Consider the following 16666-nt stretch of genomic DNA (forward strand, 5'->3'; position numbering starts at 1 on the left):
GTCGTTACGGTCAGTCCGCCTCGCGTTCCAGCTTGCGCGCCTGCACCGGTGTCTCGCCCGTTCGCGCTGCGGCGATGGCGGCCTGGAGCGCATCGGCACCATAAGGTTTGGCGAGCAGCACCGCGCCGGTGCCCGGGGGCACGCCCGCGGTGTCGCCGGTCGCGAAGACGATGCCGACACCCGGACGCAGATCGCGCGCGCGGGCCGCGAAGGCCGGGCCGGAGGCGCCGGGCAGATTGACGTCGGTGACCAGCACGTCGATCGGCACCGTCTGGAGCGCGGTGGCGGCATCCTCCGCACTCGCCGCATCGACGACGACATAGCCGCAGGCCTGCAGCATTTCGGCGGTGGTCGCGCGGATCACCTCGTCATCCTCGACTAGCAGCACCGTGACCTGTCCTGCCGCACCCGCGGCGCTGCGCAGCGGGGCAGGCGCCGTGGTCAGATCGCGCGCGGCCAGGCTGGCGCTGCGCTGGCGCTGGTTGGCGAGGACCGTGCGGAACTTCCGGGCCAGCGCCTCGCGCGTATACGGCTTCGACAGCAGCTCGACGCCGGCGTCGAGGCGGCCGCCATGCACGATCGAATTTTCGGTATAGCCGCTGGTGAACAGCACCGCGAGTTCGGGCAGGCGCTCCTTCGCCTTGCGCGCGAGTTCGGGGCTCTTCAGCGTGCCGGGCATCACCACGTCGGTGAACAGCATGTCGATCGGGATGCCGCTTTCGATGACGCTGAGCGCGCTTTGCGCGTCGACCGCCTTCAGCACGCGATAGCCGAGATCGCCCAGCATCTCGACGACGGTGGCGCGCACCTCGTCATCGTCCTCGACGACCAGCACCGTTTCGGTGCCGCCCTCGATCGCGCCGGTATTGACGATGACCTCGACGTCCTCGCTGTCCATGCTGCGCGGCAGGTACAGTTTGATCGTCGTGCCGTGGCCGGGCTCCGAATAGATTTTCACATGGCCGCCCGACTGTTTGACGAAGCCATAGACCATGGAGAGGCCAAGGCCCGATCCTTTGCCCTCGGACTTGGTCGAGAAGAAAGGTTCGAAGACCTTGTCGACGATATCGGGCGTCATGCCGGTGCCCGTGTCGCTGACCGCAAGCATGACATACTGGCCCGGCTCGACCTCGTCATGGGTGCGAGCGTATTCGTCGTCGAGATGCGCGTTGGAGAGTTCGATGGTCAGCTTGCCCTGGCCGCTCATCGCGTCCCGCGCGTTGATCGCGAGGTTGAGCAGCGCATTCTCAATCTGCGCGGGATCGATGAAGCAATTCCACAGGCCGCCGCCGAACACCGTCTCCACCTCGACGCCCTCGCCGATCGCGCGGCGCAGCATGTCGTCCATGCCCTGGACAAAGCGGGTGACGTTGACGACCTTGGGTTCCAGCGCCTGGCGCCGGCCGAAGGCGAGCAGCTGCGCGGCGAGCTTCGATCCGCGCGACACGCCGGCCATCGCATTGGCGACGCGGCGTTCGGCGCGATCGTTGCCGGCGATGTCCTTGGCGAGCAGCTGAAGGTTGCCCGACACGACTTGCAGCAGGTTGTTGAAATCGTGCGCGACGCCGCCGGTCAGCTTGCCGATCGTCTCCATCTTCTGCGCCTGGGCCAGCGCCGCCTCGGCGCGGCGACGCTCGCCGATTTCGGAGATGACGCGCGCTTCGAGATGTTCGTTGAGGTGGCGCAACTGTTCCTCGGCCCGTTCGCGATGGCGGACCTGTCGTTGCAGATGCTCGGCCTGATCGCGCAGCGACTGTTCGGCGGCGCGCTGTTCGGTGATGTCGGTATGGACGCCGACCCATTCGACGATCTCGCCGTCGGCATCCGTGATCGGCTGCGCGCGGATCAGGCAGTTGCGCCACGCGCCGTCATGGCGGCGGACGCGATGTTCGAACACGAAGACCGATTTGGCGGCGACCGCGGCATTCCACGCCGCGACGGTCGCATCCGAATCCTCGGGATGGACGGCGTCCGCCCAACCATAGCCGGCATAGTCTTCGCGCGATTGCCCGGTCAGCGCCGCCCAGCCGGGCTGCTCGCCGGTCATCTGACCATCCCGCGAATTGGTCCACAAGACGCCGTGGACCGCCTCCATCGCTCCGCGGAAGCGGTCGTTGCTGCGACGGACCGCCGCTTCGCGTTGCGCGCGCTCTTCGACGTCGGTCACCAGAACATGGATGCCCAGCACGTCGCCATCGTCACCGATGCGGGGGATGTACCGGATGTCGGCGCGGTGGAAGCTGCCGTCGCGATGCGGCAGACGTCCTTCCGACGCGATCGGTTCCCCCGCGAGCGCGCGTTCGACCAGCGGCAGGCGCTCGGCGTAACTCTCCTCGCCCAACACCTCGCGCAGGTGGCAGCCGACCATCTGATCCGGCGTACGGCCGAACCACTGCTGATAGGCGCCGTTGGCGAATCGGTAGACCAGATCGCGGTCGAGATACGAGATGAGGACCGGCAACGCGTCGGTGATGGTGCGCAATTCGGCGACGCTGTGCGCGACCGCCACCTCCGCGCTGACGCGCGCGGTATTGTCGATCACCGTACACATCGCGCCGCCGACCGTCCCGTCGTCGAGGTAGACGGGGGTGTAGAACAGGTCGAAGAAGAAGGTCTGCGGTACGCCGTCGCGCAGCAGCGTCATCGGCTGGTCGCGATAGGCGACGACCTCTCCGGTCGCGGACCGATCGAGGATCGCGCGGTTCCAGTCCCAGATTTCGGGCCAGACGCCTTCGGCGGTGCCGCCGAGCGCCGCCGGATGCTTGTCGCCCGCGATGGCGGTGTAGGCGTCGTTGTAGATCAGGACATTGTCCGGCCCCCACATCAGCACCTTCGGCACCGGCGAGTTGACGATATTGGCGACCGTCGTACGCAGCGCGCCCGACCAGTCAGCAACCGGCCCCAGCGGAGTCGCGGACCAGTCATGATCGCGGATCAGCGCACCGCACTCTCCGCCGCCGAGCGGCCATTGAGGGGCGGAATCAAGGGTCTGTTTCGGACGCAACGCGGGCATGGTGTTGAAATGGGCCGGGGTCGGGCGCGAGTCAAACCCTTAGGCAGGCCAATTCGTCGGATCGGTATGGACGCGCGGCCTGCCGCCCGGCAAAGCTCGCGACCATGACCCAGGATGTTTTGATCGAGATCAATGGCGCGCTCGGGCGGCTGCGGTTGCACCGGCCGCGCGCGCTGCATGCGCTCAACATGGCGATGTGCGAGGCGATGCTTGCGGCGCTGGAGGATTGGCGTACCGATGGCGACATCGCGGCGGTGATGATCGACCACGCGCCCTCAGCGGACGGCGATCCCAAGGGCGCGCGCGGCTTCTGTGCGGGCGGCGATATCCGCATGCTGGCCGACAGCGGCGCGGGCGACGGGGCGGCGGCGCGGGCCTTCTTCCATACCGAATATCAGCTCAATCATCGGCTGTTCGCCTATGCCAAGCCGACCGTCGCGTTCATGGACGGCGTGACGATGGGCGGCGGCGTCGGCATCGCGCTGCCGTGCCGCTATCGCGTCGCCACCGAGAACACGAAGTTCGCGATGCCGGAAACGGGAATCGGCCTGTTCCCCGACGTCGGCGGCGGTTGGTATTTGTCGCGCCTGCCGGGGCGGATCGGCCAGTTCATCGCGCTCACCGGCCACCGACTCGACGGGGCCGAGGCGCATGCGCTGGGCCTGGCGACGCATTACCTGCCCGCGAGCGCGCTGCCTGAGGTGAAGGCGGCGATCGCCGCCGACCCGCACGGTATCGACGCGATCCTGACTGCGGCGAGCGTCGCGGCGCCGCATGCAGCGCTGCTCGACCATCGCGCCGACATTGACCGGCTGTTCGCCTCCGACACGCTGGAAGAGGTGTTCGCGGCGCTGGAGGCGGATGGGGGTGACTTCGCCGCGCAACAGCTGGCGATCCTCAAGACCAAGTCGCCGCAGTCGATGAAGGTGTCGCTGCGCCTGCTGTACGACGGCAGCCTGATGCAGAGCTTCGCCGACGAGATGCGCCAAGAATATGCGGTCGCGACGCATGTCGTGCAGCGCCACGATTTCCTGGAAGGCGTGCGTGCGGTGATCGTCGACAAGGACAATAGCCCGCGCTGGAACCCGGCGACGCCGGAGGCCGTGACCGATCACCTGATCGACCAGATCTTTGCGCCTTTGCCGCCCGCCGAGGCGTGGACGCCGAATTAAGGAGAGGCCCCCTATGTCCGATTACAAGACCATCCTCGTCGAGCGGCGCGATGCCGTGACGCTCATCACGCTGAACCGGCCGGAGGCACTGAACGCGCTCAATGCGCAGGTGCTGGCCGACCTGCTGGCGGCGCTTGCGGCGTTCGACGCCGACGCAAGCCAGGGCTGCGCGGTGCTGACCGGCAGCGCCAAGGCGTTCGCAGCGGGTGCGGACATCAAGGAAATGGCCGCGATGGACTTCGCCGCCATGTACGGGACGAACCATTTCGCGGGCTATGAGCGGCTGACGCAGACGCGCAAGCCCGTGATCGCGGCGGTGGCCGGCTATGCGCTGGGCGGCGGCTGTGAGCTTGCGATGATGTGCGACTTCATCCTAGCAGCCGACACCGCCAAATTCGGTCAGCCCGAAGTGAAGCTGGCGGTCAGCCCCGGTATGGGCGGATCGCAGCGGCTCGCCCGCGCGGTCGGCAAGGCGAAGGCGATGGAGATGTGCCTGACGGGACGGATGATGGATGCCGCCGAGGCGGAGCGCGCCGGCCTCGTCAGTCGGATCGTCCCGGCGGCCGATCTGGTCGAGGAGGCGGTGAAGACCGCCGCGTCGATCGCCGCGATGGCGCCGCTTGCCGTGCTGGCGAACAAGGAAATGGTGAACGCCGCGTTCGAAACGCCGCTGGCGCAGGGCATCCAGTTCGAGCGTCGGCTGTTCAACGGGCTGTTCGGCACGGCGGACCAGAAGGAAGGCATGGCGGCCTTCGTCGAGAAGCGGCCGGGGAATTGGTCCGGGCGGTAAGGGTGTTTCGGCCGTCTTGTTAAGAAACGGCAGCCCGGTTTAGTCCGTCATTGCGAGCACAAGCGAAGCACGCTTCGCTCGCGATGACGAATCCGGTGCCTCATTGCGCCTCAGGCCAAGCCGGCGCGAGTGCCACCTCCACCGACACATCGGCGCCGGCGCGCGACAGCATCGTGATCAGCGACGCGATCGAAATCCGGCGGTTGTCGTGGTTGAGGATGTTGTTGAGCGTCGAGCGCCCGATCCCGAGCCGCGCGGCGGCGGTCGATTGCGGCACCTGCCACGCCTTCACCTGATCGGCCAGGGCCAGGCGCAGGTTTGCCCGGATCGCTTCGGCTCGAGCGTCGCAGGGCGGTTGAGGGTCGATCGTCGTCATGAGGGAAAAGGAAGACCCCGGGTTGCCCCGGAGCCTTCCGATACAGGTTAGAACTTGACGTTGACGTTCGCGAAGAACGACCGGCCGACATAATCATAGCCCGAATAGAGTGGGGCGTTGCCGATGGTCGTGAACCCGATGGAGGTGATCCGCGGGGGCTTGGTGTCGAGCAGGTTGCGCACGCCGAAGGTGAACTGGTACTTCTTCTGCACGTTGAACTGCACCGACAGCTGGTGGAGGACGTAGCCGTCCGCTTCCAGGAAGTAATTGTCGCGATACTGCTGAACCAGCGCCGGATCGGTGATGCCGGTCAAATTGTCGAATGCGAAGTAATTGTACGTCTTGTTGTGGTCACCGCCGATCCAGTCGAGCCCGTAGCGGACCGTCATCGGACCGACGGTGTAGTTGGCGTCGAAGTTGCCGACCCATTCCGGCGAGGTGACGATGCCGTTGGCGTCGGTCAGGAATTCCTCGGGGAACAGGCGGGTCGACTGTTCGGTGTATTTGGTGACGTTCGCGTTGAAGACGAACTTGCCGCCGAACAGGTTGCGGGCGTAGCGGCCGTTGAACTCGTAACCCTTCACGATGTTTTCGGACAGGTTCACGAAGCTGCTGGTGACGGTAAGCGCCTGATTGGCGTCACGCTGCACGAAGCGGCAGAACCCGGCGTTCGCATCGAAATTCGGGTTGCTGTAGCAGCGCGACAGGATCGTCGCACCGGACAGGTCCGACACGCCGTTGTCGACCTTCACGTCGAAATAGTCGAGCGACAGCGACAGCTGGCCGACCGATTCCGGCAGGCGCGGACGCAGCACCGCGCCGACCGTCCAGTTGGTCGAGGTTTCCGCGCTCAAGCCCGCCTCTGCCCCACCGACGCGGAACGAGGTGATGCTGTTGCGCTGTTCGAAGTCCGCCGGCAGGCCGATCGAGGCGCAGTTGCGCGCGATGATCTGCTGGTTGGGCGACTGCTGCGCGGGCACCGGCAGGCCGCTGCACGGGTCCGAGTTGGTCGGCAGGAAGCCGCTGGTCGCGCCCAGGAACTGTTCGGCGAGCGCCGGCGCGCGATACGACGTGCCGTAGCTGCCGCGGAAGCCGAAGCCGCGGAACGGTTCCCACTCCGCCGAGACCTTGTAGGTCGTGCCCGAGCCGTAGGAGGCGTAATCGGTATAGCGGCCCGAGGCGGTGACGTTCAGGCGATAGGCGAAGGGCAGGTCCTGCAGCAGCGGCAGGAAGATTTCGCCAAACGCTTCCTTGACGTTGTCCTTGCCGACCGTCGGCGTCGCGGCGGTCAGGCCGTACAGATTGCCGTTGATCGAGTTGAGGTCGGGCTGGTCGTTGATGCTCTGGCGGCGGTGCTCGACGCCCAGGGCCAGCTGCGCATCGCCGCCCGGCAGCTTGAACAGTGGGCCGTCGATATTGAAGGCATAAGTCGTCTCACGGAACGCCGTCGTGCCGCGGGTATTCGCCAAGATGTAGTTGCGGAAGTTCTGCGGCAGCTGGCCGCCGATCACCCCGGCGGTCAGCGCAGGGGCGGCGACGCAATTGGGGTTGGAGGCGGCGCTGGCGCAGCTGAAGGTGCCGTCGGGGTTGGCGACGACGTTGAGCGAGTTGGCGAGGCGATCGATCAGGAACGACTGACCGGTGTAGACGCCATCGTTCCACGACTTGCCGACATAGGCGTCATAGCGCCAGCCGGGGAAGAAGAAGTCGCCGCGGATGCCGCCCGAAGCGCGGACGTAATCGACGGTCTGCGCGTCTTCGGTCAGGCCGAAGCCGATAAAGGCGCGCGCCGCGATGATTCTGCCGCTCGACGTGTTTGTCGGGTTGGCGAACGAGCCGTTGCGGATGTTCGCCGGGAGCAGCGGGCTGCCCTGGAGATAGTCGAGCGACAGCTGGCGATACAGCGGCGATCCCGACTTGCGGCGGGTTCCGAGCAGTTCGCCATAGACCTCTGCATTGCCGAGCGCCTGCAGCTTGTAGGTCGCCGACAGATAGCCCGTGTAGGTTTCGACGCCGGTGACGAGCGGTTCGCGCTGCATCGCCGGATCGAACGTGTCGCGATCATAATTGCCGACGCCGAGATAGCCGGGGAACGGCCCGGTGGTGACGACGGGGGCGGGGACGAAGCGGTTGAAGTTGCCGAGCACGCCGCTGGTGCGGCCGATCGCCTGACGCGTCGGCAGGCCGAGCGTGTTGATCGTGGTGCCGCCATTGTCGATCGTGAAGCAGTTGCGCGGATCGCCGACCGGGAAGGGATCGCCCGAGCCGAAGGCCGACCCCTCGCCATCGAGGAACCCGCCGATCGGGCAGTTGAAGAACGGCACGTCGCCGCGGGCGAGCGCGTTGCGCTTGCGATATTCGAGCGAGCCGACGATGCCGAGGCGATCGGTCTGCATGCCGAAGCTGGCGCTGGCGCGGCGATCGACGCCGGCGCCGACGGCGGGCACGTTGGTCTGCAGGTCGAGCTGCAGGCCGGTCAGCGCCTTGTCGGTGATGATGTTGACGACGCCCGCGACCGCGTCGGAGCCGTAGACCGACGACGCGCCGGACTTCAGCACTTCGATCCGGTCGATGATCGCAGTCGGCAGCACATTGAGGTCGGCGGCGACCACCGAGCCGCGCGTGCCGCCTGGCGCCAGGCGGCGGCCGTTGAGCAGGATCAGCGTGCGGTTCGGGCCGAGGCCGCGCAGGCCGAGCGTGTTCGCGCCGGTGCCGCCGTCGGTGACGAAGCCGCCGTAGGTGTTGTTGATCTGCGACGTGCCCTGGGTGATCGCGTTGCTCTGCAGCGCGTCGGCGGCGCTGGCGAAGCCGGCCTGCGTGATCTCGTCCTTGCCGATGACGGTGATCGGATCGGAAACGGAGAATTCGTCGCGGCGGATGCGCGACCCGGTGACGACGATGTCGCCGCCGCTCTGCGTGTTGCTGCCCGCGTCGGCGTTGGGCGACTGCGGGTTCTGCTGGTCGGTCGGGACCTGGGTGGGATCGGGGACCGGGCTGGTCTGGGTATCGGTGGCGGTGGTCTGCGCGAACGCAGGCAAAGCAGTAGCGAGGGCGAGCGGCAGGATCGCCGTCGCCGCATAGAGATGCGACAGTTTCACGAATTAACCCCTTTGGTCCCAGCCCCTTACGGAGCCTCTAGGGGCCATAAGATCGGTTCGCCGCATTCGGATCAAGCAACAAAATGACAGCATTGTGAACGTTTCTTGGCATTGTGATATGTATGCAACATTGTCTTATTATGTTGCGCTCGGGGATTGGAAAACGTCGCGATGACGGTCTCTGGCGCATGAAAGGTCCGAATTGCTGACGGACGCTGATGCCTGTGCCATCGCGCATCGCATCATGGGCTGATCCGGGATCGGCCGAAGTCCCCTATGGCACCCGCTCCGCACTTCGCTATGTCTCGGGGCGAGCGGCGGACGGACCGGTGGAATCGACGCTGTACGGGAGAGGAAGACGTGACCATGGCGTATGAGCATATTCTGGCCGAGCGGCAGGGCGCGGTCCTGGTGCTGACGCTCAACCGGCCCGATCGGCTGAATGCGGCGCCGCCAGCGCTGTTCGACGAGCTGCGCGACGCGCTGGCGCGACTGGATGGCGCGCGGGCGGTGCTGCTGGCGGGGGCGGGGCGGGCCTTTTGTTCGGGCGCGGACGTCGGCGGCGGCGCGCTGGGCGCCGACGATCCCGGCGAGGCGACCTATGCGGCGCTGACTGACCAGTACAACCCGACGATGCTGGCGATCGCCGATCTTGGCGTACCGGTGGTCAGCGCGGTGCGTGGACCGGCGGCGGGGATCGGGTGCAGCCTGGCGCTGGCCGCGGATTTCTGCGTGGCGAGCGAGACCGCCTATTTCCTGCAGGCGTTCGTCAATATCGGGCTGGTGCCGGACGGTGGCGCGTCGTGGATGCTGCCACGGCTGATCGGGCGGGCGCGGGCGGCGGAGATGATGTTGCTCGGCGAGCGTGTGCCGGCGGCCAAGGCACTCGACTGGGGCATGATCCACCGCGTCGTTGCCGACGAAGCGCTGGAAGCCGAGGCACTGGCGCTCGCGACGCGGCTGGCGGCCGGGCCGACGGTGGCGCTTGGCCTGATGCGGCGCGCCTTGGGCCGGGCGATGGAAAGCGACTATGCCGCGGCGCTGGCCGCCGAGGCGGATGCGCAACGCACCGCGCGGGGATCGGCGGATTCGACCGAGGGCGGCATGGCGTTCCTGCAAAAGCGCAAGCCGGCGTTTCAGGGGCGCTGATGACGCGGACGTGACATTTTGCGACATAAAAGCGCTGGACGCGGTGCGGTGTGTTGATCACACAGGACGCATGGCTCGCCTGACCGCTTCCCCGTTCGCCGCTCCGGCGCTCGCCGCGCTGGCCCTGGCGGGCTGCACCGTCGGCCCCGATTATCGCGCGAAGACGCCCGCCGAGCTGGGCGTTCCTACCGCCTATTCGGTGCCGGCGCCGGCCAGTCCGGAAGATCTGACGCGCTGGTGGTCGAACTTCGACGACCCCGTGCTCGGCCAATTGGTCGAGCAGGCGCGTGGCGCCAACACCGATATCGCGCAGGCGATCGGGCGGCTGCGGCAGGCGCGCGAGGCGCTGGTGCAGAGCCGCGCGTCGCTGCTGCCGACGCTGTCCGGGTCGGCGGGCTATCAGCGCAACGAGAACCTGCGCGGCGGTGGCCGCTCGTTCACGCTGCCCGACGGCACCGTGGTCGACACGGGTGGCGGCGGCACCAACAGCTTCTCGGCCGGCCTGTCGGCGAGCTATCAGGTCGGCCTGTTCGGCGAGATCCGCCGGACGGTGGAGGCGAGCCGCGCGCAATATGACGCGAGCGGGTTCGACTATGCGACCGTGCTGCTAAGCGTCGAAAGCGAGGTCGCGCGTAACTACGTGCTGGCGCGCGCCTATCAGGCGCAGCTCGCCAATGCGCGCGCCAGCCTGGCCATCCAGGACGACAATCTGGAGATCGCGGGGTTCCGCGTGCAGGCGGGCCTCGTCTCGTCGGTCGATGTCGAACAGGCGCGCAGCCAGCGGGCGCAGACCGCGGCGAGCGTGCCGCAGATCGAACAGCAATATGCCGCCGCCGTCGCGCGGCTGGGTGTGCTGACCGGGCAGGCGCCTGGCGCGCTGCGTAGTGCGCTCGCGGCGCCGCGTGCCATTCCGAAGGGGCCGGCGAGTGTTGGCGTCGGCATCCCCGCCGATGCGCTGCGCCGCCGCCCGGACGTGCGCAGTGCCGAGCGCACGCTGGCCGCCGCCACCGCGCGGATCGGCGTCGCCAAGGCGCAACTCTATCCGGCGCTGGCGATCACAGGGAACATCAACAGCAACGCGACCAGCCTGACGGGCCTCGGCGATGCGATCACCGGCGGCCTGTTCGCGGGTCTGACGCAGGCGATCTTCAACGGCGGCCGGCTGCGCGCGCAGGTGCGGAGCAACGAGGCGGCGGCGGATACGGCCTTCGCCAATTACAAGGGCGTGGTGCTGCTGGCGCTCGAGGATATCGAAAATGCCATCGTCGCGCTGGATTCGGCGCGGCGGCGCGAGACGCAGTTCGCCATCGCCTATGATGCCGCCAACGCCTCGGCGATCTTGAGCCGCAGCCAGTATCGCACCGGGCTTACTGACTTCACGACGCTGAACCAGCAGGAAGCCGCGTTGCTTTCGGCGCAGAACGGCCTGACGCAGGCGCGCTCCGACCAAGCGACGGCACTGATCGCGCTGTACGATGCGCTGGGCGGTGGCTGGGACCCCAGCGTCGTGCCGCAGGCGCCCGAGCGCGGCGCTACCCCCATTTTCGCAACGGAACCCCGCTGATGGCCGACGCACAGCTCGACGATTTCCTCGGCGTGAAGCCGGTGCCGGTGTGGCGCCGCTATGTGAAATGGGCGCTGGTCGCGATCGGCGTGGTGCTGCTCGCACTGCTGCTGAAGAGCTGCTTCGGCGGCAAGGCCGAGGCGGGCTATGCGACGCAGGGCGTGGAGCGCGGCAACCTGACCGTTACCGTCTCCGCGACGGGCAAGCTCGCGCCCACCAACCAGGTGACGGTCGGCTCGCAGCTGTCGGGCCTCGTCACCAAGGTGGTGGTCGACGTCAACGATCGCGTCCGGGCGGGCCAGCCGCTCGCGCTGATCGACCCGCAGCAGATCGACGACCAGATTCGCCAGCAGCGCGCGCAGATCGCCGCCAACCAGGCGCAGGTGAACCAGGCGCAGGCGACCGTCGCCGAAAGCCGCGCGCAGCTCGCCCGCCTCGAAGAGGTGTACAAGCTGTCGAACGGGCGCGTGCCGTCGGGCACCGAGCTCCAGTCCGGTCGCGCCGATTACCAGCGGGCGATCGCGGCGCTGAAGACCGCGCAGGCGAACGTCAGCGCCTCGCAGGCCCTGCTGGCGCAGAGCCAGACGCAGCGGCAGCGCGCGATCATCCGCTCGCCGGTCAACGGCGTGGTGCTGGCGCGCCAGATCGATCCGGGTGCGACCGTCGCCGCCTCGTTCAACACGCCCACTTTGTTCGTGATCGCCGAAGACCTGTCCCAGATGAAGCTGGAGGTCGCGATCGACGAGGCCGACGTGGGCGAGGTGAAGACCGGGCAGAAAGCGACCTTCACCGTCGACGCCTTCCCCGGCCGCACCTTTCCCGCGACGATCAGCCGCGTCGATCTGGGATCGAACCTGACGGTCAATTCGGCGAGCTCCACCGCGACGACGGCGACGACCGCTTCGTCGAACCAGGTGGTGAGCTATGCCGCCGACCTGACCGTCGCCAACCCGTCGTTGCAGCTGCGCCCGGGCATGACCGCGACCGCGGATATCGTGACGTCGGACAAGCAGAACGTGCTGCTCGTCCCCAATGCAGCGCTGCGCTTCAAGCCGAGCGACGGCGCGTCGGCTGGTGGATCGAGCGGCGGTATCGCCGGATCGCTGACCTTCCGCCCGCGCCGCGACCGGCCGGAGCGGACTGCGACGCTGGGCCGCGGCGCGACGCAGACGGTCTACGTCAAGGGCGCCGACGCCCAGCCGCAGCCGGTGCAGGTGACGACGGGCGACACCAACGGCACGATGACCGAGGTGCTGAGCGGCGACCTGAAGCCGGGCCAGCAGGTGATCACCGGCCAGCTGGCGGGCAATGGCGACAAAGCCGGCGGATCGCGGCGCGGTGGCGGTGCGGGCGGTGCCGGTGGCGGCCGTCGCGGGGGCGGGGCCGGTGGGCAGTAAGCGCGCCGTTGCGGGGATTGTGGAAATGCGGCGACGTCTGCCAAGCCACCCCCGTCACCCCGGACTCGTTCCGGGGTCCACCGGGCAGCGGCGGCACCGCTTGAGCCTCCAGCCATTCCCCTCGCCGCGGAGTGGACCCCGGAACGAGTCCGGGGTGACGGGTAGGGCGTGGCGCTGTTGCGTGCCTCTCTCCGTGGCGGGAAAGCGGGACGTTGCCCATGGCTGACCCGCTCATCTCCCTCCGCAACGTCACGAAGGTCTATGGCACCGGCGCGACGCAGTTTCAGGCGTTGAAGGGCGTCGATCTCGACATCCAGGCGGGTGATTTCGTCGCGGTCATGGGGCCGTCGGGGTCGGGCAAGTCGACGACGATGAACATTCTTGGCTGCCTCGACGTGCCGTCGGGCGGGACCTTCCTGTTCCGCGGCCACCATGTCGAAACGCTGGATCGCGACCAGCGCGCTCTGCTGCGGCGGCGCTACCTGGGCTTCGTGTTCCAGGGGTTCAACCTCTTGAGCCGCACCAGCGCGCTGGAGAATGTCGAGCTGCCGTTGCTCTATCGCGGCGAGGACAAGAAGACGCGGCGCGAGCTGGGTATGGCGGCGCTGGAGAAGGTGGGGCTCGATCGCTGGTGGGATCATACGCCCGCGGAACTGTCGGGCGGCCAGCAGCAGCGCGTCGCCATCGCGCGGGCGATCGTGACGCAGCCCGACGTGCTGCTCGCCGACGAACCGACCGGCAACCTCGACAGCGAACGCTCGGTCGAGATCATGGAGTTGCTGACCGACCTCAACCGCACCGCCAACATCACCGTGCTGATGGTGACGCACGAACCCGACATGGCGGCGTTCGCGCGCACCGTGGTGCATTTCAAGGACGGCTTGGTCGAGCGGATCGAGGCTCAGCATCGGCAGGGCGAGGCGGTGGCATGACGGTCCCTCTCCCATCGGGAGAGGGAGGGAGCCGGCCGGAGGTCGGCGGAAGGGTGAGGGCGACTGGGCGCAGCCGTCACGCTCCCACCCTCACCCGGCGCCGCCGAAGGCGGCTTGCCCCTCTCCCGACGAGAGAGGGGAAGAAGGATCATCAATGCTAGGCACCACCTTCATCCTCGCGATCCGGTCGATCCGGCGGCATCTGCTGCGCTCGTTCCTGACGATCCTGGGCATCGTCATCGGCGTCGGCGCGGTCGTCACGATGGTGACGCTGGGCAAGGCGACGACGGCCGCGGTGCAGCAGCAGATCAGCGCGCTGGGCAGCAACGTGTTGCAGGTGCGACCCGGCCAAGGCTTTGGCCGGGGTGGCGGTGGTCCGCCCCCGCCGCCGTTCAAGATCGGCGATGCCGACGCGATCGCGACGCAGATCGCGGGCGTCACAGCGGTCGCGCCGCAGACCAACGCCAGCGCCACCGCCATCTACGAAGGCGCGAACTGGTCGACGACGATCAACGGCACGACGCTGGCGTTCAACACGGTGCAGCCGTGGCCGCTCGCCGCCGGGCGCTATTGGTCGCCGGCGGAGCAGGAGGCGGGCAAGGCGGTGTGCCTGATCGGCAATACCGTGCGCAAGAACCTGTTCCCGTCCGGCAACGCGGTGGGCACGCGCATCCGGCTGGGCAATGTCAGCTGCGACGTCATCGGCGTGCTGACGACGCGCGGGCAGGGCGGCTTTGGCGACCAGGACGATGTGGTCGTCATGCCGATCAAGACGGTGCAGCGCCGCTTCGTCGGTAACGACGACGTGCGCGTGATGCTGGTCGGCGTCGATCCGGCCTATTCCAGCGCGACGGTGCAATCGTCGATCACCGCACTGCTGCGCGAACGCCGCCACCTGACCGGCGCGCGGCCGGACGATTTTAACATCTTCGACACCAAGCAGATTTCGGACACGCTGACCGGCACGACGACCTTGCTGACCCGCATCGTCGCAGCGGTGGCGGCGATCAGCCTTGTGGTGGGCGGGATCGGCATCATGAACATCATGCTGGTGTCGGTGACCGAGCGCACGCGCGAGATCGGCATTCGCCTGGCGATCGGCGCGGTGGCGCGCGAGGTGTTGCTGCAATTCCTGGTCGAGGCGGTGGCCCTGTCGTGCCTGGGCGGGATCGTCGGGCTGATTATCGCGCAGGGCGTGATCCTGGCGCTGGTGCCGCTGATGCAGGTGCCCTGGACGTTCGATCCGCAGATCAACCTGATCGCGTTCGGCATATCCGCGGTGATCGGCGTGGTGTTCGGCTATTTCCCGGCGCGGCGCGCGGCGGCGCTGAACCCGATCGATGCGCTGCGCCACGAGTGACGTGCGCGGCAACATGGACAAGATGAACGCCTGAATGGGTTGGGGTGGGTTGCGTCCAACGCCGTCGCGGGCCCGAAGACGTCAGCCTTCGTCATCCCTGCGCAGGCGGGAATGACGACTGGGTGAGGGGCGGGGCGCTACGCCGCTGAGTGTATCGTCACCCCGGACTTGATCCGGGGGCCCGCTGTTTGTCGGGGCGGTCGAAGAAGAAGCGGGACCCCGGGTCGAGCCCGGGGTGACGGGAAAGGTGGCGGTGCCTTACGACCGCCGAAGGCGGGTGTAGGTTTCGGGGTCGCCGACCAGCGCGCGGAGCCGCTCCAGTTCCTCAGGCGTATCGACGTCGATCAGTTCGGCGGGGGTCGTGACGACGTGCTTGCCGCCGCGGACCATGTCGCGGGCGCCCTGGTCGCCTTCCAGCGCCAGCAGGGCGTCGAAGCGGTTGCGGCCGAAGATGGCGGGGGGCTTGGGGCTGATGCCGTCGCTGGAGGCGACGACGGCGTCGGGGCCGTCCGCGGCTTCGAGCAAATGCCAGATGTGCGTGGCGGTGACGCGTGGCATGTCGGCGAGCGCGACGACCACCGCCTGCGCGCCATGCGCCCGCGCGCAGTCGACGCCGAGCGCGACCGATCGACCCAGCCCAAGTGCGGGATCGTCGTTCCGCACGGTCGTATAGCCGTGCGCGGCATAATTGCATTGTGCCTTGCCGACGACGGCGACGCGTTCGCGGAACGGCATGTCTTCGAGCGCGACCGCGACGTGCAGGCCGAGCGCGCGGCCGAGGAACGGTTCGTCGAGCTTGCTGCCGAGGTCACCCATCCGCTGCGAACGCCCGGCGGCGAGCAGTACAAGCACGCAGTCTTCAGCGGCGATCATGGAACGCCCCCACCATCGCCGCGGCGATCGACAGCGCGATTTCCGACGGGCCGATCGCGCCGATATCGATGCCGACGGGCGCGTCGATCCGATCGATCTGCACCGCGCTGAGGCCCTCCGCCGCTAGCCGTTCGCGGCGCGCGGCGTGGCTGCGGCGGCTGCCGAGCGCGCCGACATACGGCGCGTCGGTGGCGAGCGCGGCGATGAGCGCGGGATCGTCGATCTTGATGTCGTGGCTCAAGGTGACGACGGCGGTGGCGGGGCCGGGTTTCAGCGCGGCGATCGCCTCGTCGGGCCAGCGGTCGTCGAGCGTTACGCCGGGAAAGCGCTCTTCGGTGAGGAAGCGCGCACGCGGGTCGATGACCGTCGTGGCGATGCCGAGCGTCGTCGCCAGCGCGGCGAGGCTCTGCGCGATCTGCACCGCGCCGACGATCAGCAGGCGGCGCGGGGGATCGTAGCGGTTGACGAAGACCTCTCCCGTCTCCTGGGGCCTGAGATCGCTATGCCCGGTGGCGAGGTCGGTGGTGACGGTCAGCGCCTCACCGCGGTCGCGCGCGTCGGCGATGCGGTCGAAGAGTTCGGGGTCGAAGCCGGCGGCAGAGACGGGCTGCACCATCACCGCGATCTCGCCGCCGCAGGGAAGGCCGACCTCCCAGGCCGCGGCATCGGCGACGCCGTAGCGCTTCAGCTGGAAGGGCGCGCCGGCGATGACGTCGGCGGCGGTCTGCAGGATGTCGCTTTCGACGCAGCCGCCCGACACCGATCCTTCGAACCGGCCGTCGCCATGGACGAGCATGTGGCTGCCCTTGGGGCGCGGCGCGCTGCCCCAGGTGGAGACCACGGTGGCGAGGGCGAGCGGTTCGCCTTTCCATTCGCGCGCGGCGGCGAGGACGGAGTCGTTTTCGGCCATATCGTCTTTCCTTCAGTCCTCCCTCGCGTCAG

Annotated in this window: 12 protein-coding genes; 7 read left to right on the plus strand and 5 right to left on the minus strand. The window is 68.0% G+C overall.

From position 1 onward, the window contains the following. Positions 1 to 10: 10 nt before the first annotated feature. The gene (locus SPHME3_RS0107825; RefSeq protein WP_017979721.1) at positions 11 to 3013 is read right to left on the minus strand and encodes a PAS domain-containing protein; all 3003 of its coding nucleotides are present in this window, start codon (positions 3011 to 3013) and stop codon (positions 11 to 13) included. Between the two features lie 104 nt (positions 3014 to 3117). On the opposite strand from SPHME3_RS0107825, the gene SPHME3_RS0107830 reads away from it, so the two are divergent. Both SPHME3_RS0107830 and SPHME3_RS0107835 read left to right on the plus strand, forming a co-directional pair. Beyond that, complete coding sequence (locus tag SPHME3_RS0107830) at positions 3118 to 4185, plus strand: enoyl-CoA hydratase/isomerase family protein (RefSeq protein WP_020486570.1); 1068 nt, start codon at positions 3118 to 3120, stop codon at positions 4183 to 4185. Positions 4186 to 4198: 13 nt separating this feature from the next. After that, positions 4199 to 4975 carry an enoyl-CoA hydratase gene (locus SPHME3_RS0107835; RefSeq protein WP_017979719.1) on the plus strand — a complete coding sequence of 259 codons (777 nt, stop codon included), beginning with the start codon at positions 4199 to 4201 and terminating at the stop codon, positions 4973 to 4975. A 100-nt stretch (positions 4976 to 5075) separates the two neighbouring features. Here the strand turns inward: SPHME3_RS0107835 and SPHME3_RS0107840 are convergent, their stop codons facing one another. Beyond that, the gene (locus SPHME3_RS0107840; RefSeq protein WP_017979718.1) at positions 5076 to 5351 is read right to left on the minus strand and encodes an XRE family transcriptional regulator; all 276 of its coding nucleotides are present in this window, start codon (positions 5349 to 5351) and stop codon (positions 5076 to 5078) included. Between the two features lie 47 nt (positions 5352 to 5398). Next, on the minus strand, positions 5399 to 8449 hold the full coding sequence (locus tag SPHME3_RS0107845; RefSeq protein ID WP_018250663.1) for a TonB-dependent receptor domain-containing protein: 3051 nt from the start codon (positions 8447 to 8449) through the stop codon (positions 5399 to 5401). 366 nt (positions 8450 to 8815) lie between these two features. On the opposite strand from SPHME3_RS0107845, the gene SPHME3_RS0107850 reads away from it, so the two are divergent. The 5 genes from SPHME3_RS0107850 (at position 8816) to SPHME3_RS0107870 (ending at position 14851) form a co-directional block, all read left to right on the plus strand. After that, positions 8816 to 9598: an enoyl-CoA hydratase-related protein gene (locus SPHME3_RS0107850; protein WP_017979716.1), complete on the plus strand. Its 783-nt coding sequence runs from the start codon at positions 8816 to 8818 to the stop codon at positions 9596 to 9598. Positions 9599 to 9668: 70 nt separating this feature from the next. After that, positions 9669 to 11162: an efflux transporter outer membrane subunit gene (locus SPHME3_RS0107855; protein ID WP_017979715.1), complete on the plus strand. Its 1494-nt coding sequence runs from the start codon at positions 9669 to 9671 to the stop codon at positions 11160 to 11162. After that, positions 11162 to 12559 (plus strand): efflux RND transporter periplasmic adaptor subunit, encoded by a 1398-nt coding sequence (locus SPHME3_RS0107860; RefSeq protein ID WP_017979714.1) that lies wholly within the window; start codon positions 11162 to 11164, stop codon positions 12557 to 12559. The genes SPHME3_RS0107855 and SPHME3_RS0107860 overlap by 1 nt, the downstream gene beginning before the upstream one ends. A gap of 218 nt (positions 12560 to 12777) precedes the next feature. Further along, positions 12778 to 13491 carry an ABC transporter ATP-binding protein gene (locus SPHME3_RS0107865; protein WP_017979713.1) on the plus strand — a complete coding sequence of 238 codons (714 nt, stop codon included), beginning with the start codon at positions 12778 to 12780 and terminating at the stop codon, positions 13489 to 13491. A gap of 154 nt (positions 13492 to 13645) precedes the next feature. Next, positions 13646 to 14851 (plus strand): ABC transporter permease, encoded by a 1206-nt coding sequence (locus SPHME3_RS0107870; RefSeq protein ID WP_017979712.1) that lies wholly within the window; start codon positions 13646 to 13648, stop codon positions 14849 to 14851. A 258-nt stretch (positions 14852 to 15109) separates the two neighbouring features. Here SPHME3_RS0107870 and SPHME3_RS0107875 read toward each other — a convergent pair whose 3' ends face one another. Together SPHME3_RS0107875 and SPHME3_RS0107880 are read right to left on the minus strand one after the other, a co-directional pair. Then, entirely contained in the window at positions 15110 to 15724 is a 615-nt protein-coding gene (locus tag SPHME3_RS0107875; protein WP_017979711.1) for a nucleotidyltransferase family protein, read from the minus strand. Beyond that, positions 15711 to 16634, minus strand: a complete 924-nt coding sequence (locus tag SPHME3_RS0107880; protein ID WP_017979710.1) for an XdhC family protein — start codon at positions 16632 to 16634, stop codon at positions 15711 to 15713. Before SPHME3_RS0107880 ends, SPHME3_RS0107875 begins: the two co-directional genes overlap by 14 nt. Positions 16635 to 16666 lie beyond the last annotated feature (32 nt).

The sequence above is a fragment of the Sphingomonas melonis DAPP-PG 224 genome (genome assembly GCF_000379045.1).
Taxonomy (GTDB): Bacteria; Pseudomonadota; Alphaproteobacteria; order Sphingomonadales; family Sphingomonadaceae; genus Sphingomonas; species Sphingomonas aquatilis.